The organism is Pedobacter sp. (genome assembly GCF_040513095.1).
Taxonomy (GTDB): Bacteria; Bacteroidota; Bacteroidia; order Sphingobacteriales; family Sphingobacteriaceae; genus Pedobacter.
The window spans coordinates 1-19,367 of record NZ_JBEVDX010000183.1 but is presented as its reverse complement, the minus strand read 5'-3'; the positions used below and the strand labels follow the sequence as shown (position 1 = coordinate 19,367).

At 43.3% G+C, this 19,367-nt stretch carries 16 protein-coding genes; 12 read left to right on the top strand and 4 right to left on the bottom strand.

All coding sequences use genetic code 11. The features are described 5' to 3' along the window. Window positions 1-164 precede the first annotated feature (164 nt). Together ABWY16_RS20275 and ABWY16_RS20270 are read left to right on the top strand one after the other, a co-directional pair. A complete protein-coding gene (locus ABWY16_RS20275; protein ID WP_353906488.1) occupies window positions 165-1,928 on the top strand; it encodes an alpha-L-rhamnosidase-related protein in 1,764 nt (587 codons plus the stop codon). A 17-nt stretch (window positions 1,929-1,945) separates the two neighbouring features. Continuing rightward, a complete protein-coding gene (locus tag ABWY16_RS20270; RefSeq protein WP_353906487.1) occupies window positions 1,946-5,323 on the top strand; it encodes a glycosyl hydrolase in 3,378 nt (1,125 codons plus the stop codon). Window positions 5,324-5,466: 143 nt separating this feature from the next. Here ABWY16_RS20270 and ABWY16_RS20265 read toward each other — a convergent pair whose 3' ends face one another. After that, entirely contained in the window at window positions 5,467-5,916 is a 450-nt protein-coding gene (locus tag ABWY16_RS20265) for a protein-disulfide reductase DsbD domain-containing protein (protein ID WP_353906486.1), read from the bottom strand. A 233-nt stretch (window positions 5,917-6,149) separates the two neighbouring features. Between ABWY16_RS20265 and ABWY16_RS20260 the strand changes: the two genes are divergently transcribed. After that, entirely contained in the window at window positions 6,150-7,058 is a 909-nt protein-coding gene (locus ABWY16_RS20260) for a lactonase family protein (protein WP_353906485.1), read from the top strand. Between the two features lie 64 nt (window positions 7,059-7,122). Here ABWY16_RS20260 and ABWY16_RS20255 read toward each other — a convergent pair whose 3' ends face one another. The 3 genes from ABWY16_RS20255 to ABWY16_RS20245 all read right to left on the bottom strand — a co-directional run bounded on the left by ABWY16_RS20255 (window position 7,123) and on the right by ABWY16_RS20245 (window position 10,593). Then, window positions 7,123-8,142, bottom strand: coding sequence for a proline iminopeptidase-family hydrolase (locus ABWY16_RS20255; protein ID WP_353906484.1), 1,020 nt, complete (start codon window positions 8,140-8,142; stop codon window positions 7,123-7,125). A gap of 314 nt (window positions 8,143-8,456) precedes the next feature. Further along, window positions 8,457-9,068 carry a pyridoxamine 5'-phosphate oxidase family protein gene (locus tag ABWY16_RS20250; RefSeq protein WP_353906483.1) on the bottom strand — a complete coding sequence of 204 codons (612 nt, stop codon included), beginning with the start codon at window positions 9,066-9,068 and terminating at the stop codon, window positions 8,457-8,459. A 148-nt stretch (window positions 9,069-9,216) separates the two neighbouring features. Continuing rightward, on the bottom strand, window positions 9,217-10,593 hold the full coding sequence (locus ABWY16_RS20245) for a sulfatase family protein (RefSeq protein ID WP_353906482.1): 1,377 nt from the start codon (window positions 10,591-10,593) through the stop codon (window positions 9,217-9,219). Window positions 10,594-10,902: 309 nt separating this feature from the next. Between ABWY16_RS20245 and ABWY16_RS20240 the strand changes: the two genes are divergently transcribed. From ABWY16_RS20240 to ABWY16_RS20200, 9 genes are all read left to right on the top strand, one after another. Beyond that, window positions 10,903-11,166 carry a hypothetical protein gene (locus ABWY16_RS20240; RefSeq protein WP_353906481.1) on the top strand — a complete coding sequence of 88 codons (264 nt, stop codon included), beginning with the start codon at window positions 10,903-10,905 and terminating at the stop codon, window positions 11,164-11,166. 203 nt (window positions 11,167-11,369) lie between these two features. Continuing rightward, a complete protein-coding gene (locus ABWY16_RS20235) occupies window positions 11,370-12,482 on the top strand; it encodes a M20/M25/M40 family metallo-hydrolase (protein WP_353906480.1) in 1,113 nt (370 codons plus the stop codon). 10 nt (window positions 12,483-12,492) lie between these two features. Then, window positions 12,493-12,888, top strand: a complete 396-nt coding sequence (locus ABWY16_RS20230; protein ID WP_353906479.1) for a zinc-binding metallopeptidase family protein — start codon at window positions 12,493-12,495, stop codon at window positions 12,886-12,888. Window positions 12,889-13,169: 281 nt separating this feature from the next. Beyond that, complete coding sequence (gene kdpF, locus ABWY16_RS20225; RefSeq protein WP_133575248.1) at window positions 13,170-13,247, top strand: K(+)-transporting ATPase subunit F; 78 nt, start codon at window positions 13,170-13,172, stop codon at window positions 13,245-13,247. A 9-nt stretch (window positions 13,248-13,256) separates the two neighbouring features. Beyond that, window positions 13,257-14,975, top strand: a complete 1,719-nt coding sequence (kdpA, locus tag ABWY16_RS20220) for a potassium-transporting ATPase subunit KdpA (RefSeq protein WP_353906478.1) — start codon at window positions 13,257-13,259, stop codon at window positions 14,973-14,975. 6 nt (window positions 14,976-14,981) lie between these two features. After that, on the top strand, window positions 14,982-17,012 hold the full coding sequence (gene kdpB, locus ABWY16_RS20215; protein ID WP_353906477.1) for a potassium-transporting ATPase subunit KdpB: 2,031 nt from the start codon (window positions 14,982-14,984) through the stop codon (window positions 17,010-17,012). A gap of 72 nt (window positions 17,013-17,084) precedes the next feature. Next, window positions 17,085-17,651, top strand: coding sequence for a K(+)-transporting ATPase subunit C (locus tag ABWY16_RS20210; RefSeq protein ID WP_353906476.1), 567 nt, complete (start codon window positions 17,085-17,087; stop codon window positions 17,649-17,651). Window positions 17,652-17,743: 92 nt separating this feature from the next. Beyond that, window positions 17,744-18,814, top strand: coding sequence for a porin (locus ABWY16_RS20205; protein ID WP_353906475.1), 1,071 nt, complete (start codon window positions 17,744-17,746; stop codon window positions 18,812-18,814). A 140-nt stretch (window positions 18,815-18,954) separates the two neighbouring features. Then, window positions 18,955-19,367 (top strand): histidine kinase (locus ABWY16_RS20200; protein ID WP_502931003.1); only part of this gene is annotated, 413 nt, incomplete at its 3' end.

Here is a 19,367-nt window from a genome sequence, read left to right as displayed (position 1 = left end):
AAAAAAAGTACTAACCTTCGCGGAAGTGAACTTTATAATCATCATTTTTAAAGTCAAATGCAATGCTTTATCAATTTAGCATAGCGTTTAACTGACAATATTGAATAATGGAACCTGCATAATGCAATTCGCAAGTATCATCAGTCAATATCAATAAATATAAAATGAGAAGATATACTGCTTTCCTAATACTATTTGTAGCCATAACCATGACTGGCAAAGCACAATTGCCGCCAGTTTTCAGCGGCCAGCGCACAGCACAATCGCGAAATGAAGAAACAGTAAGGCGCTATCTCCCGCCAGTACGCGTACTCTGGCAAACGGAAAATGCTGACGGACAGATCAAAAACCTGAACACCCTGTTGAGAAAAGGAACTGGCCAGGCAGACCTGTCGGGCAAAAACCTCTGCATACTCAGCAGTAAAGGAAAAGGAAAACCGGGTATCTTACTTGACTACGGAAAGGAATTACACGGAGGCCTGCAGTTGATCACAGACCAGTCAAGAGGCGGAAAACCCATAAGGATAAGAGTCCGATTTGGTGAATCTGCCGCTGAAGCGATGTCAGATATCGCGGATACCGCTAAAAATGCTACAAATGATCACGCCATGCGTGATATGATCATCTCTGTACCCTGGTTGGGCAAACTGGAAATAGGCAATACAGGCTTCCGTTTTGTACGTATCGATCTCGTTGATGAAAATACGGAACTGAAATTAAAAGAAGTAAACGCGATATTTATCTTCAGAGATATCCCTTATCTCGGATCATTCAAATGCAGTGATACACTGCTCAATAAGATATGGATGACCGGTGCCTACACAGTACACCTGAATATGCAGGATTACCTGTGGGACGGAATTAAGCGCGACCGCCTGGCCTGGGTGGGGGATATGCATCCCGAAACATCTACTATAGCTGCTGTTTTCGGCTACAATAATGTAGTACCAAAAACAATGGATTTTGCGCGTGATATTACCCCGCTGCCTTCTTATATGAACGGAATGGTATCTTACTCGATGTGGTGGGTACTCATTCAGCATGATTGGTACATGCACAATGGCGATTTAACCTATCTGATTCAGCAAAAAGCTTATTTGCAACAACTCCTCAAACACTATATAGGGAAAATTGATGCAAATAACAGCGAAGTATTAAATGATGGTACAAGGTTTCTGGACTGGCCATCAAGCGAGAATGTCCCTGCTGTCCACGCAGGACTGCAGTCAATGCTAGTGATGACACTAACCACAGGAGCGGAACTTTTAGATTTGCTGAAAGATTCTGCAACTGCAAAACAATGCAGGGAGGCAGTTGCCCGCTTAAAGAAAAATGTACCTGATGCAAACCATTCTAAACAGGCAGCGGCAATGCTCAGCTTATCCGGCCTGATGCCCGCAAAAAAAGCAAATGAAATGATCTCTGAAAATGGAGTGCATGACTACTCTACCTTTTTTGGCTATTATATGCTGCAGGCGAAGGCAAAAGCTGGTGATTACCAGGGTGGGATTAACGATATCCGAAATTACTGGGGGCCAATGCTTGCACTGGGCGCAACTACCTTCTGGGAAGATTTTAATATAGACTGGCTGCCAAACAGCTCGCGAATTGATGAACTCGTGCCCGAAGGTAAAATAGATATTCACGGCAATTATGGAGCGTATTGTTACAAAGGTTTCAGGCACAGTTTGGCGCACGGATGGGCATCTGGCCCTACGCCATGGTTAACTGAGCATGTGCTCGGTGTGCAGGTTGTTGAGCCAGGCTGCAGGGTCATCAGGGTGAAACCGAATCTGGGCGATCTTACATTTGCTGAGGGAACCTTTCCAACGCCCTATGGAATTGTGAAGATTAAACACATAAAATTAAAGAACGGTAAGGTAGAAACTACCGTTAAAGCACCCGCGGGCGTAAAAGTGTTGAGATAGGATTCAAAAGCAATAGCATGTTATTCAAGGATTATAAAAAATTACAGTGCATCATATTCATTTCTGCAGCGCTTAGTCCGCCGTTCAATGGTAGGGTATTTGCGCAGAGCGCGATGCATGGTGTTTCAAAGAAATCGTCCACCACTGCATCAAAACAGCCGGCTGCGTCAAAAGAACCCTCATTCCCAGCACAATCTGCAACGTCAAAACAGGCTGCCGCTACAAGCCCAACTGGTTTAATAAATCAGCCATTTGCAAAAATGAAGGTACTGGAAACAGGCTTTATCACTGTGCCTGATAACATTCAAACAAGTGTATACTGGTACTGGATGTCTGACAATATCTCCAAAGAGGGGGTGATAAAAGATCTCGAAGCCATGAAGAAAGTGGGCATCAACCGTGCTTTTATAGGTAATGTCCTGATCGATGAAGTGCCCCGCGGAAAGGTGAAAATCTTCTCAGAAGAATGGTGGGAAATCATGCATACAGCCTTGAAAACTGCAACGCGGCTGAACATCGAAATAGGGATTTTCAATAGCCCCGGCTGGAGCCAGTCGGGCGGGCCATGGGTAAAACCTGAGCAGTCCATGCGCTATCTGACCTCCTCGCAAATTACTGTGAAAGGGCCGTTACACTACACAGATAAACTGAAAAGCCCTGCTAAGGATTTCCAGGATGTGCGGGTAATAGCCTATCCGGTGGCAGAAGATTTTGGGACAGATATATTTAAATTAAAGCCAAAATTAAGTGCCAGTCCTGGGATAGAAGACCTTGCCAGCATCGGCGATGATAATGATCAGACTGGGATTAAACTGAAACCAGGGCAGCAATACACGATTGATATATCAGCTGAAGAGTTATACACAGCAAGAAGCGTAACTATCACACCACTGCAATCAGCAATGGTTTTGGAAGGTGACATCCAGATAAAGCAAAACGGGGCATACGCCACCATCAAACATTTCATAGTAGACCGCAGCAACGATCAGCTAAATGTAGGTTTCAAACCTTACGGACCTGCTGCAATCTCCATTCCTGAAACGTCTGCAAAAGAATTCAGGATCGTGTTTACTAAAGTATCGCAAAGACCAGGTATTGCCTCATTGAAAATTTCGTCCAGCCCCATTGTAGAAGACTATATCGAGAAAACACTGGCCAAGATGTGGCAAACACCCTTCCCATTGTGGACAGCCTATCAATGGCAGGCGCAACCGGTCAGCACGGATCAGAAATATATAATTGATCCCGGAAAAGTGACCGATATTTCCAGTTATATGAATGCTGACGGTACTTTAAGCTGGAATGTACCAGCAGGTAATTGGATCATTGAACGTACAGGAATGATCCCTACAGGAGTTCGTAATAGTCCAGCATCGCCTGAAGGCACAGGGTTGGAAGCCGATAAAATGAGTAAAAAGCATATAAGCGCGCATTTTGATGCCTTTCTGGGTCAGATTATCAAACGCATCCCTGCCGAAGACCGTAAAACCTGGAAAGTTACTGTCGAGGACAGCTACGAAACCGGAGGACAAAACTGGACGGATGGCTTAATTGAAAAGTTTGGAGCAAGCTATGGTTACGATCCGACTCCATATCTTCCTGTACTGCAGGGGAAAGTTGTTGGCAGTACAGATATGTCCGATCGCTTTTTATGGGATCTGAGACGTTTTGTTGCAGATAAAGTAGCCTATGAATATGTAGCGGGCTTACGTGAGGTAAGCCACCAGAACGGATTAACCACATGGCTGGAAAACTATGGACACTGGGGTTTCCCCGGCGAGTTCCTTCAATATGGAGGTCAGAGTGATGAGATAGGTGGCGAGTTCTGGAGTGTGGGCGATCTTGGAAATATCGAAAACAGGGCTGCGTCTTCGAGTGCACATATCTATGGTAAAACTAAAGTTTCTGCCGAATCATTTACCAGTGGTGATCCCGCCTTTTCACGTTATCCTGCGCAGATGAAGCAGCGGGCGGACAGGTTTTTTACTGAAGGTATCAACAACACGCTGCTGCATGTATTTATTGAACAGCCTGATGAAAGATTGCCAGGTGTAAATGCTCCCTTTGGGAATGAATTTAACCGGCATAATACCTGGTTTTATGATATGGATATCTTCCTCAGATATTTGAAACGCTGTAACCTGATGCTTCAGCAAGGCAGATATGTGGCTGATGTGGCTTATTTCATTGGCGAAGATGCACCGAAAATGACCGGTGTACAAGACCCGCAAATGCCAAAAGGATATTCCTTCGATTATATCAATGCAGAGGTAATTAAATCAAGGCTAACAGTTAAAAACGGAAGACTGACATTGCCGGATGGATTGAGCTATGGGGTTTTGGTACTTCCAAAAATGGAAAGCATCCGTCCTGAAGTATTGCTGAAAATCAAAGAACTGGTAAACCAGGGAGCAGTTGTGCTGGGCGCTAAACCGTTGAGGTCACCCAGCTTACAGAACTTTGGCAAAGCTGATAAAGAGGTGCAGGAACTTGCTTCGCAGTTGTGGGGAAATACAAATGCGAAAGTAAATCGAGTTGGCAAAGGAATGGTGATCAATGGTATGGATTTGCAGGAGGTGCTTGACCTGATAAAAGTAAAACCTGATCTAAAGGCTGATTCTATATTGTTTATCCACCGAACTTTGCCGGATGGGGATATCTATTTCATTTCTAATCAAAAAAATTCCCCTGTGAAGCTTGACGCGACTTTCCGCTTAGGAGGAAAAGTTCCGGAACTGTGGGATCCTGTAGCAGGCAGTATCCGCAATCTACCAGCCTACACCCAAAACTCAAATACAACTTCGGTTCCTTTAGAACTGGATGCTACAGGCAGTGCTTTTGTGATCTTTAGAAAGGATGTGGTAAAAACTACTGCAGGTCAGGTAAAAGTGAATTATCCTGAAGCTGTTCAAACAATGACGGTTACATCACCATGGACGGTTACTTTTGATAAAAGTATGCGCGGGCCTGCTCAGCCCCTTGTTTTGAAAACTTTAACAGACTGGACGCAAAGTACAAATGATAGTGTTAAGTATTATTCTGGTGCTGCTGTTTACCGGACTACTGTTAATCTGGTACTGCCGGCAAAGGGGATGCAGGTAATGCTCGATCTGGGCAGGGTGGCTGCAATAGCTAAAGTTAAAGTTAATGGTATAGATGCTGGCGGCGTGTGGACTGCACCTTATGAAGTGAATATTACGAAACTACTGAAGTCGGGCAAAAACGAACTGGAAATCAAAGTGATCAACACATGGGTAAACCGCCTGATTGGGGATAGTAAATTACCGGACAATAAAAAGGGAACCTGGCTGAGTGTTAATCCTTATAAGTCTGACAGTAAACTGCAACCTTCAGGATTGCTGGAGCCGCTGAAGCTAAAGATGATCAAATATTAAACAAATGGGCAGACCATCCGGTACTGCCCATTAGATTATTAACTATTATTGCCTATTTAACTCTGGCAGGCATGAACCCGGCATAAGTGCTTTTCTACTGAGGATTCCTTCGCAGGCTCTTCAGAAATTTAACTTGAGATTGTTTATTTAACAGTGATCGTAAAGTCAATATCTTCTGGAGGCAGGCACTGCTTGTCGTCGCAAACCATAAACTGAACGGTTCCTTTTACAGGCGTGCTTTTTGAACTCAATTTGATTTTCTGCTGGAAGATTACCGAGTGTTCATAAAAACCCACGTTCATTCCAAATGTTGACTCAAACCTGCTGATTGGTCTAGGTTCAATAGTTTTTCCTACCAGTGTGTATTCTTTTGATGACGGAAAAGTAAAAGTTGTTTTTACTGGCCCGCCGTCCTTTACAAACTGTGAATAGAGGTGCCATCCTTCATCAATAGTCGCCTTCAAGTATAAAGTTGCTGTGGTAGGACTGGTTCTTTTTGCAGCATAACTCCATGCAACAGGTTTAAGGATCTGACTGAATGCAGTTATGCTCAATAACAGTAGCGTTATGCTTAAGAATATAATTTTTTTCATTTGTTTACTGGAATTGATACCAATCATCATTACACACATGTGCATTGTTAGGATAAAAATGCATATTATTAGTTTTTGTGGCAATAGTTATGAGTTATTCCGTAAATATTCTTGTTTATAATATATTAGTCGCTTTTTTATTCAGTTTGTGCTGTAAATATCATCTTTAGGCAGGTGTTTTTACGAAATGATATATCTTTGCCGGCATACGATGCAAATTTCAGCTGCAATTCATGATGCTTAAAAGTAAGAGGTTTCTCATTTTATTTCTGGTGATCACCATCCTCATTTCGGGAGGATATGGTTATTATAAAATCAAACGCCGCAGAAGTAAAGAAACTTCCGGCTTTCTGCAAAGTCCGGATACCAAAGAAACGTCAGGGATCGCATCGTCCGGAATTTTTAGTGATATCTATTATATCCACAATGACAGTGGTGATACCAGTCGTTTTTTTGCGGTTACACCAAAAGGAAATCTTGTCTCTACATTCTATTTTCAAAAAGATAAACAGTTACCCAACTGGCAGCTGGATTGTGAAGATATAGCAGTAAGTGTTGGGCCCAAATCTGGCAAAAGCTATGTATATCTTGGCGATATAGGTGATAATTACAACATAAGGAAATACATAACGGTTTATCGTTTTGAGGAAAGGCCATCGTGGATAAACACTAAGGTTAACCATGTTAGTCCCGTGCAGCTTCATCTGTCTTATCCCGACAGTCCACAGGACGCAGAAACGCTGATGGTAGATCCACTGGAAAGACTCCTATATATAGTGAATAAACGTACAGATACCATAAGGGTGTATAGCACGCCACTGAATTTTAAGGACAATGAAAAAAGGATTCTTACACTGCGAAGCAAAATCCATTTTCCGGGCCTAAAACCTTTTAAGTATATTACTGCCGGTGATATATCAAAAGATGGAAAAAAAGTGTTACTCAAAAGTTATGGGAAAGTATATTACTGGGAGCGATGGGAAAACGAAGCAGTTTGGGAAACCATGAAACGTAAGCCGGAAGCATTACCTTATGATATTCAGCGGCAGGGCGAAGCCATTGGTTTCACGACGGACGGCGAAGGTTATTTTACAACAAGCGAAGGCGCGTTTGCGGCCATCTATTATTATCGATTGCCTTAATTGCACTTTCGCATGAAAAAAATGATTTTTGAGCCGCACTGAGCGTTAATCAGCAGCAATCTGTTTATCGGGCATCAGCCTTAAATGTACCTTTATCCACATCCTTTAAAAAGCTAGTGAGGGCTCTGAAATATCGCTGCTGGTCGTCATACATGGACATATGACTGCCTTCAGGGCACAAATAAGTACGGCTGTTGGGTAGCAGCCGGCCTTCCTTTTTCATGCTTTCAGGATTCATCTCGTCATACTGGCCGCCAAGAACTAATGCCGGTACCTTGATACCGGGCAGTTTATCCCAGAACTCCCAGTTCTTAAAGTTCCCGGTAACATGGAATTCATCAACGCCCTGCATCTGCATGTAAATGGTTGGGTTAAGCTTTTTAAAACCACGTACCAATGGCTCAGGCCATTGCTCTACGGGCATACGGCAAATTACCTGTGTGTAAAGTTTGTTCATCAGCAGGTCGGTATATTGTGGCGAAGAATACGCTTTCTGCCTGTCGAGGGAGTCATAAAGCGCCTTGTCCTTTTGGGTAAACAGGTTTGATTTCAGCGTGGCTGAGTAATCAACATAATCTTTTATGCCGGCTGTCATGTTGGATAATACCACACCTTTAACGTGCGACTGGTATTTATACAGGTATTCCATAGCCAGGAGACTTCCCCAGGAGTGTCCAAGGATGTAAAAGTTATCCAGTTGCAGTCCTTTTCGTACTTGCTCTACCTCTTCAACATAACGTGGGATAGTCCATAACGAAGTATCTGCTGGGACATCAGAATTTCCACAGCCCAGCTGATCATAGTAATAAATCTCCATGCCTTCTTTCGGCAGAAAATCGTCGAAACAATCCAGGTAATCGTGCGAGAAACCCGGGCCGCCATGTAACAGCAGCACCTTAATTTTTCCGTCACCCACCTTTTTGGTCCACACTTTATACTTTCCATCAATACTGATCATTTTATTACCACCAGTTTTGATACTATCCGTTTTCAGGGAACCAACAGGTAAATGTGTGTTTTGTGGTGAATTACAGGCCAAAAGCACAACGGTTACGGCAGCTAAAAAAAGTTTAGTTTTCATCATTGAATATTAATTTGATAAATTATGGTTACGCTTAATTTCTGTTGCTTAGACCAAGCCTTGTATCAAATATGTGCCAGTAATGGCTGATGGCAGTAAGAAGAAAACGTTTGGTAAATAAGTTTTTGAGAATCAATGGGTTGCAATTCTTTAATAAACAGGAGCGCAGCTAATTTTTGCAAAATATCTCCGATAATCATGGAGATATGATCAAATAACTCCAATAATATCAGAGTGAACTGATTGATTTGAAGCAGCCTGATGACAGGACAGTTCAGCAGCGAATTATAAAAAAGAGATTTGATTTGAAATGCGTGTTATTGGGTTATTTTTTCTTTTAGCTCCCTGATCTGCTGCTCCAGAGTACTGATGTATTGCTGCTGTGGTTCCATTAATTCGCGAACTTCTTCTATACTGTATTTCGGGTTGATATGCTGCGAACAATTCCAGTCGTACGCTTTAATGTGAAAGATAAGTATGTTCTCCGGCTTAAACTTATAATCTTTAGGGCGCATGAAATCATAGAAATTGCTGTCTTCGCCAATTTCAACGATCTCCGCTTCTGCATATATCTTTAATCTTGCCTTTAAGGGATAGGAGAGCAAGATCAGTGAAACTTTAGGGTTCAGGGAGATATTCCCGGTAGAAATGTACTGCCGGTTTCCTGTAAAATCAACTATCCCTATCGTTGATTTGTCGATCACCCTGATAAAACCCTTCGGGCCGCCCCGGTGCTGGATGTAGGGGTAACCATTTTCACCGGATGACGCAATGTAAAAGCTATCAATCTGTGCGATATAGTCAGTTTCGTAATCGGTTAAGCCATCCACATCACTCATCTTCTCCATTCGCTCATAACTTAAGCGGCTTCCAAGCTTCTCCTGTAGTTTTTTGATAGCCTCCGTAAAGGCCAGTTCCGAATAGTTCATCTTTGACTGTTTTTTTTGACCAGCGCTTTTATCAGCTGGCATCTACATTTATATCTTCTACTCAAAATTAGGTTAAAGGCAGAGATACGACAAATGAACTAAATCATAAGTGTTATCAAAGAAATGATAAGTATAAATCAGAGATCTTCTATTGAGTAAATACTTCAGTGATCCATTGCTGATACTTATTCTGCAGGCGTTTCACAATATCCGGATGCTCTGCTGCCACGTTGGTACTTTCGGTACCTCCATCTTTCATATTAACCAGCATAAATTTATTTGCGTCCAGCTCTTCCGGTTTGGATTCCCTCGGGCTGTGCAATAGCTTCCAGTCGCCTTCACGTACAGCCCACTGCGGATTTTCTTTAGTGCCTTCAAATTGCCAGTAAAAATCCTGATGCACTGATTTAGCTTTAGCCGACGCGATCACTTTCACTAAGCTTTGTCCGTCTATCTTACGTTGTGGCAATGTGAGGCGGCAATATTCCGCGAGTGTGGGATACCAATCGATATTGGTAGAGAATTGTTCACGAACGGCATTTACGGGTATGTGCCCCGGCCAACTGATAACTGCTGGTGCAAGCACACCCCCTTCAAAAACGCTGAATTTTGAGCCGCGGTGTGCTCCGGCATAACCGCCACCACCAAAGGTTCGTTCTTCTTTAGAGTATCCCTGGTCAGCCTGGAAAATAATGATTGTATTGTCAGTAAGGCCCAGGTCATCTACTTTTTTTAATAGCATTCCGACCTTCTCGTCCATCGTAGATACAGAAGCGGCGTACATTCTTCTGGGTGCCGGCAGATCTTTGTAGTAGTCGCGCCATTTCTTTTCGCCCTGAAGTGGGTAGTGCGGCATGTTGACAGCAAAGTACATAAAAAAAGGACTGCTCTTATTTTCTTCAAGAAACTTTCCGGCTTCATCAACCATCAGGTCAGGAAAATATTTGCCATCCTCCCAAATTTCTGTACCGTTGCGCCAGAGATCGTGCCGGTTAGGGCCGCTCCAGTAAAAGAAATGGGAGTAACTGTCAATACAGCCACCCATAAACCCGAATGAATAATCAAACCCTTGCTGGTTGGGCATAGTTTCTGGCGAGTAGCCGATGTGCCATTTGCCAATGTGGGCAGTTTTATATCCGCCGCTTTTAAATAACTCTGCCATTGTAAACTGGCTGCCCGGCATACCGCCGCCATCGCCATAACTGCTCGGTGCATTGTTATCGAGGCCTGCTCTTTGTGGATACCTGCCAGTGAGTAAAGATGCGCGGGAGGGTGAACAAACAGGGGATGCAGCATAAAAACTGGTAAATCTTGTTCCGCGGCGCGCCAAACGGTCGAGGTTAGGGGTGATCAGGTCTGTGGCACCATAAATATTTAAATCGAGCGAACCCTGATCATCTGAATAGATCACGATAACATTGGGTCGTTTAGCTGCTTCCTTACTGATCTGTGAAAAACCCCTGTTAGGCAAGATTACTGAAGCTGCTATTGCAAGGTTGATTATAACTTTAACTCTGTTGGTCATGTGATCTCTATTTGATTTAATCCTATCCGGCTATATTTCAAGCAGACTGGCTTAAGCCTCAAAACTACTACTAAATTTGTAGACTTAAAGCCTGTGCTTCAAAAATTATATTCAAAGCTGCGCTCTGCAGATCATCACAAGTATTGGGAAAGTAAACATTCCGAAATGAAAAACGTACTTTCATTATGATGCATGCAGACGGTTAACAGAAAGGGCTGAATAAATTTTATACCTCTTTTTTAGCTTCTATTCCCACATTTCCAGCTTTTATCATAATCAGGTTCTTCAATTGATAGGACTGTCGGTATTATGGAGCAAATCAAATCAACAGACAGGAAAAAGAAACTAGATAAGCTGGTTGCGGCATATGCAGAAATCTGGGCAGACGTACTTCTTGATAAAAATTTAGATTTACATTATTTGCAGATCAGGGAGGATCTGGAATTCCTTGAGCAGCTTATTAAACTAAAAGATGCAGGCCACCAGGATACGCTGATGTTTAGTTTGATTGCCAATCAGTTAAATTGTCTCAGGGCAATTGTATTTAGCAAACTTAGTGGTAGCCCGTATTAAAGAATTAATCAGCATTCCCTTCAATATGAAATTTACCCTGCCAAAATGAAAGGGTTGTTATAGGATGAACAATCTGCAATAGTTGCGTGATTTGATTTAAATGACCATTTCGCCTGCTTTACTGATCAGGGCATTGGAATTGAATGCTGGCATCAATCAAATCTACATTCAACTCTCTCTTACTTAAAAACCAATAATACCCTATGAAAATGTTATATGATCAGGCGATAATATTGCTTGAAAATTTGATCAGCATCCGTTCTTTTAGCGGAGAAGAAAGTATCGCTGCAGCTGAGGTAGAACACTTTTTGAAAGCGCATTCAGTAACAACCATTCGCAAGTTCAACAACATCTGGTGCTACAATAAATACTTCGGTCAGAAAAAGCCTACCATTCTGCTAAACTCTCACCTGGATACAGTGAGGCCGAATTCTCAGTACAGGAACGATCCCTTTGAGCCGCTCATCAAAGAAGGGAAGCTCTATGGCCTGGGCAGTAATGACGCAGGAGGGGCGCTGGTATCGCTTATTTCAACATTCATGCACTTTTATGAACGAAAGGATCTGCCCTTTAACCTTTGTCTGGCAGTTACAGCAGAAGAAGAGAATGCGGGACGGAAGGGAATCCGATGCATTTTAAAAGACCTGATGCCTATTGCCTTCGCGATTGTAGGTGAACCTACCAATATGGATCTGGCTATTGCTGAGAAAGGTGCAATGGTGCTGGATTGCGTTTCAACAGGACGTTTCTGCCACGCATCGAGAGATGAAAGTGACAATGCAATTTATAAGGCCATCACTGATATACACTGGTTCAGCACTTTTGTTTTCCCTACAGAGCCAGACAGGCCTCAGGCCGTAAAGATGACCGTTACAGAGATCAGGGCCGGACTGCAGCACAATGCTGTCCCGGGAGAATGCAGCTTTACGGTAGACATCAGGTTTGACCACAGCTATACTACCAAAGAAATACTCAACACAATTAAAAACCACACTTTCTGTGATACTATTTTAAGGCACAATGTGCTTTTGCCTTCATCTATCGATCTTTTGCATCCGGTAGTAAAAACAGGCATCGCGATTGGGAGGAAAACTTATCTTTCTGCAAGCAGCTCCGATCAGGGCTGGCTTCATGTGCCCTCTTTAAAGATGGGCCCCGGTGACCCGGCACGCGCACAAACCGCTGATGAATACATTTACCTTTCAGAGATCAGTGAGGGCATTGCCATTTACATTGACCTGCTGGAATCTATCTTTCCATATCTCGCGAATAACCCTGTGCTGAATATACAGGCTTATCAATCACAACACCATTAATACGTATTTTATGCAAGATCAAGTTCTAAATTTTAAGAAGACAGTACTGATCCTGGATTGTACCGCACGTCCAAGATTAGCCTTAGCTGAAGGCGCAGAAGGCACCAAAGCTATCTGCAGCGGTCTAAATGATATCCGGTGGTTTTCTGAATATATTTTCCCTTCAGCGCCTGACTGTACCGATCCCGTTCATATGGAAGTTACCTCGGTTGATGCCGGAAAAATCACAGAAAGTGACAATTGCAGGTTTACCGTTGAAATCAGTCATGACGCAAGTTACACCAGTGATGAAATACTGGCTACGATCAAAAGGAAAACCTTCTGCACTTTCAGCTACAGAGAAGAGCTGCAGGAAATCCCGGATACTGATCAGGGCTGGTTTCAGACAGCTAAACCTTTGCCATGAGTCAGAAAACTGAATTTATGCTGCGCAGTTCCGAAATGATAAAGACCCTTCCATTATGAAAGGGTCTTTATCGTCTAACAGGAGTTCATTCTAATATTTATAGCCTCAACGTATTGATGATGAGTTAATTATCATTTTATGATGGATCGTGGCATCCCGATTGGCATAGGGGGATTATAAAATAAAAATATCATGCTAACAATCGTATTATTTCTCGCCCTGCTGATCCTCTGCTGGGTAGTTTACAAATCCATCGACTGGTTCGAAAAAATCTAACAATTATGATCGCATTATTCATTATCGCCGTCGCCGTTTTCATTTATATGATTTACGTGCTCATTAAACCCGAAAAATTTTAATTAAACGCCATGAACACTGAATTACTTGGAATTATAGCCACCTTCCTGCTAACGCTGGTGATCGCTATTCCGCTGGGCACATACCTCGCTAAGGTATTTGCCGGACAAAGAGTCTGGACAGACTTTTTAAAACCTATTGAATCCGGAATATATAAACTTTCGGGTATCAATCCCAAAGAAGAAATGAACTGGAAGCAGCATATGAAAGCACTGCTTACCATCAACCTCGTATGGTTGGTTTACGGATTTTTTGTCCTGATCTACCAGGACAAATTACCATTGAATCCTGACGGAAATCCGGGTATGACTCCAGACCTGTCATTTAACACGATCATCAGCTTTGTAGTGAACTGTGATTTGCAGCACTACTCAGGCGAAAGTGGTGTTACCTACCTCACACAGCATGTGGTGATGATGTTTTTGATGTTTGTAAGTTGTGCTACAGGAATTGCTGCTGCAGTGGTATTCTTCAAAGCATTCAGGGATAAAACAAGTGAGAAGCTGGGTAACTTCTGGGAGTTTTTCGTGAAAGCGATCACACGGTTGCTTTTGCCTTTATCCTTGATAATGGCCCTGATACTTGCTTTCAATGGCAGTCCGACGAGTTATGAAGCCAAAGACCAGTTTATTTCGCTACAGGGTGATACGGTAAACGTATCCAGAGGACCTGCAGCGGGTATGATCGCCATTAAACATTTGGGAACAAATGGAGGCGGATGGTTTGGTGCCAACTCAGCGCATCCGCTGGAAAATCCCAACTACCTCACTAATACGGTTGAGTTGGTTGCACAGATGATTATCCCTATAGCTATGGTTATCGCCTTTGGTATTTTCATTAAGCGCAGGAAACTTGGCTGGATTATTTTTGGAGTGATGACTATCGGCATGTTCCTGCTGCTGATCCCAACAATAAGCTCGGAACTGGGCGGTAATCCCGCACTGGCAAAAATGGGAATTTCGCAGACTACCGGGGCTATGGAAGGCAAGGAAGTCCGTTTCGGACCGGCAATATCAGCCTATTGGAGTACAGTAACTACAATTATATCAACAGGTTCTGTAAACAACATGCACGACAGCTCAATGCCTCTAACAGGTGCATGGCAGCTGCTGGGAATGATGGTCAACTCCTTTTACGGAGGCTGCGGTGTGGGGATACTCAACTATTTTATTTACCTGATTATTGCTGTATTTATATCCGGATTAATGGTGGGAAGAACGCCGGAGTTCCTGGGGCATAAGGTAGAAGCAAGAGAGGTGAAAATTGCAGCACTGATCACTTTGCTCAGTCCCTTCCTGATTCTGGCAGGAACTGCCCTTGCAAGTTTCATATTTACCAGCTACGGTGATGCGGCATGGGCGGTACAGCCTAAAAACTGGCTCAATAACCCGGGCTTCCATGGGTTCTCCGAAATGCTTTATGAAGTTACTTCGTCCAATGCAAATAACGGATCTGGTTTTGAAGGCCTGGGTGACAATAACGTGCTTTGGAATGTGCTGACCGGCTTTGTTCTGCTGATCGGAAGATTCCTGCCAATTATTGGCCCGGTTGCCATTGCTGGTTTACTGGGAGCTAAAAAGTTCATCCCGGAATCTGCCGGTACCTTAAAACCTGATACGCTGACTTTCGGTTTGATGACCTTCGCAGTAATCGTTGTACTCAACGCACTTTCTTACTTCCCTGCACTGGCCTTAGGTCCTCTGGCAGAATATTTTACTATGCTTAAATAGATTATAATGAAATCTTCATCAAATAAATTATTTGAATCTGCTTTAGTGCAAACTGCACTTAAAGAGTCGTTCATCAAACTTGATCCACGGGTGATGATCAAAAACCCGGTGATGTTTACAGTAGAGATAGGAACAGCCGTGATGGCTTATGTGACGGTATATTCCATGAGCCATAGCGGACAGGGTTCTCCTGCTTATAACTTTGTGATTTTCCTGGTTTTATTTTTAACTGTACTGTTTGCAAATTTCGCTGAGGCCATAGCCGAGGCAAGAGGAAAGGCACAAGCCGATTCATTAAGAAAAACCCGTGAAGAAACTCCTGCAAAGGTGGTTATGCCAAACGGAAATATAGAAGTGCGCTCATCCAGTTTACTAAAAAAAGGCGACGTATTTATCTGTGAGGCTGGTGATACCATTCCAACAGATGGGGAGATCATTGAGGGTATCGCTACTATCGATGAGTCTGCGATCACAGGAGAATCTGCCCCGGTAATCAGGGAGTCCGGAGGTGATAAATCCTCAGTAACCGGCGGTACAAAAGTACTTTCAGACCAGATCAAAGTGCAGGTAAATACCCAGCCGGGTGAAAGTTTTCTGGATAAGATGATTGCTCTGGTAGAAGGTGCATCCCGTCAGAAAACACCTAATGAGATTGCCTTAACGATCTTGCTGGCAAGTTTTACTCTGGTGTTTATTATCGTATGCGTTACCCTAAAACCATTTGCAGATTACTCTAATACACCGATCACAATTGCAGCGCTGATCTCACTGTTTGTATGTCTGATCCCTACAACTATCGGAGGATTGTTATCAGCCATAGGTATTGCGGGTATGGACAGGGCTTTAAGGGCCAATGTAATTACCAAATCAGGTAAAGCAGTAGAAACCGCAGGTGATATTGACGTATTATTGCTGGATAAAACAGGCACGATTACCATCGGTAACCGTAAAGCGACCAACTTTTATCCCGCTCCGGGAATTGACAGTAACGCATTTATTGAAGCTTGTGTAATGAGCTCCCTCGCAGATGAAACCCCTGAGGGAAAATCGATCCTGGAACTGGCCACAGCACAGAATTTTAAAGTGATGCCAGCGCCTGCAGGGTCAGCTTTTATCAAATTCACAGCGGAGACCCGTTCCAGCGGTCTGGATACTTTAGACGGTAAGAGAACCCGTAAAGGTGCTTTTGATTCGATCAGGAATATTGTGCTTACTGCCGGGAACCCTTTCCCCGCAGAAACAGAGGACCAGGTGAAAGCAATCTCCAATAACGGCGGTACACCACTTGTAGTTGCGGTAAATGAGAAAACAATGGGGGTAATCGAATTACAGGATATCATCAAACCCGGTATCAGCGAACGTTTTGAACGCCTCCGCAAGATGGGTGTGAAAACGGTAATGGTTACCGGTGATAACCCCCTGACTGCAAAATTTATTGCCGAAAAGGCTGGTGTGGATGATTTTATCGCCGAAGCCAAGCCTGAGGATAAAATGAATTACATCAAGGATGAGCAGGCGCTGGGTAAACTGGTTGCTATGATGGGCGACGGAACAAATGATGCGCCGGCTCTTGCGCAGGCAGACGTTGGTGTAGCAATGAACAGTGGTACACAGGCTGCAAAAGAGGCCGGGAATATGGTTGACCTTGATAATGACCCAACCAAACTGATCGAGATCGTTGAGATTGGTAAACAATTGCTGATTACCCGCGGTACGCTGACCACCTTCTCGATTGCCAATGATGTGGCTAAATACTTCGCTATCGTTCCTGCGCTGTTTATTGCGTCTATTCCTGCCCTGCAAAGCCTAAACATTATGGGGTTGCACAGTCCTGAAAGTGCGATTCTATCGGCAGTGATCTTTAATGCGATCATCATTCCGATCCTGATCCCCCTGGCGCTGAAAGGTGTAGAGTACAAGCCAATTGGTGCAAGTGCATTGCTGCGCAGGAACCTGCTTATCTATGGTCTGGGTGGTGTGATCGCGCCGTTCATCGGTATTAAAATCATCGATTTACTAGTAGGCTTATTTGTTTAAAATTTATATGAATACCTCAGTTTGAAACTAAGTTCTTGCATGCTTCATATCCATTAAAAAAAATATAAACTAATGAAAAATTACATCATACAATCTATACGCTTAACCGTAGTCTTAATGGTACTGCTTTGCGTTGTTTACCCGCTCTTAGTAGCCTTTGCCGGCAGATTCTCTAAAGGTGAAGGAGGTGGTGAGAAGATCACTAAAAATGGTAAGGTGGTTGGCTATGCACTTATTGGCCAGTCTTTCACCAAACCAGAGTATTTCTGGGGAAGGCCATCAGCCATAGGTTATAATGCTGCCGGATCGGCCGGTTCCAACAAAGGCCCTTCCAATCCTGATTACCTGAAACAGGTGTCAGACAGAATTGATACCCTGTTAAAATATAATTCTGGTATCAGGAAATCTGATATCCCTGCCGATATGGTCACTGCATCGGGAAGCGGACTTGACCCAAATATATCCGAACAGGGGGCAATTATACAGATCAAAAGGATTGCCGCTTACCGTAAACTCGATGAAAAGAAAGTAGCTGAACTGGTTGTAGAAAACACCCAGGGCCCATTGCTTGGCCTGTTTGGCCCATCATCAGTAAATGTTTTGAAACTAAACCTCGCACTTGACGAATTAAAAAAATAATCTAAAAACAAATTTCCTGCACGCTGCCTGATCCATATGCGTTTGCCAACTCAGGAACAGGCAGCTTCAAGGAATAAAAATCTTAATAGAAAATGAAAAAACTACTAGTACTAGCTTTAGGATTAACCATAGGTACCGCTGCATACGCACAGGATGCCCCTAAAATAAAAGTAACAGGATATCTTGAAGCTTATTACGGATTTGATTTTAACAAGCCGGCCGACAATAACAGACCCGGATTTGTCTACTCACATAACCGCCATAACGAAGTAAACCTGAATCTCGGTTTCATTAAAGGCAGCTACGAAAGTGACATGATCAGAGCTAACATTGCAGTTATGGCGGGAACTTATGCCAATGCCAATCTTGCAGCGGAGCCCGGTGTATTAAAGAATATTTTTGAAGCCAACGCCGGACTGAAACTTTCCAAAACTGCTAACGTCTGGGTTGATGCCGGGATCTTCGCTTCGCATATCGGTTTTGAAGGTGCTGTTTCAAAAGATTGCTGGGTGCTCACCAGAAATATAGCTTCGGATAATACGCCGTACTATGAGTCAGGTGCGAAGATGACGTATGTAACGGAAGATGGTAAGTTTACCGCCACTGCCTTATATCTGAATGGATGGCAGAGGATTACCCGCCAGAACGGGAACAGCCAGCCAGCCGGTGGTTTGCAGCTGACCTGGAAACCAACAGGTAAAATCACAGTCAATTACAGTAATTACCTGGGTACCGAAGGAGCAGACTCTGTACGTGTAAGAAGATTTTATCACAATGTATATGGCATATTCCAGCTTACTGACCACTTTGGCTTAACCGCCGGACTTGATTACGGAACACAACAGAAAGCGAAAGGCAGTGATGACAAAAACGAAGTAATGTCTCCGGTAGCAATTGCCCAGTACAGGATCAACAGCAAATGGGCACTTGCTGGCAGGGTTGAATATTATGAGGATAAAAACGGCGTGATCATAGCTACAGGTACACCGAATGGGTTTAAAACTACCGGATATTCCATGAACATTGATTATGCTCCGATAAGTAATGCGGTTGTTCGCCTGGAAGGTAAAGTATACGATAGTAAAGACAAAATCTTTGTCAGGGATATGGATCCCGTAAAAAATAGTGCTACGCTCACAGCGAGTATAGCAGTGTCATTTTAATCAATGAGTAATGGTACCCGGATATTTAAAAACACCCCTTGTGAAATTAATCCTATGCATTTGCATAGGGTTATTTTTTGGCGTCATCTGTTATCTGGTCAGAGAAGGATACGTTATTTTAAAATGGTAAATTGAATAGGATGGAAGACGATAAAGCAGGATCTGTAAAGAAGTTCCTTGATCTGGTAAAGAAATCCAGAAGGGGAAAGTTTAAAGTGTATATCGGCATGAGCGCGGGCGTGGGAAAAACCTACCGGATGCTTCAGGAAGCGCATGCGCTGTTGAAAAACGGGATTGATATACAGATCGGCTATATCGAAACCCATAACCGTGAGGAAACCCATGCACTTTTGAACGGTATTCCGCTGATCAAACGAAGAAAGATCTTTTATAAGGGTAAGGAACTCGAAGAAATGGATGTGCAGGCGGTCATCAATCTGCATCCTGAAGTGGTAATTGTTGACGAGCTTGCACATACCAATGTAGAGGGCAGCAAGAACGGGAAGCGCTGGCAGGATGTGGCCGATATTCTTGATGCGGGCATCAGTGTAAT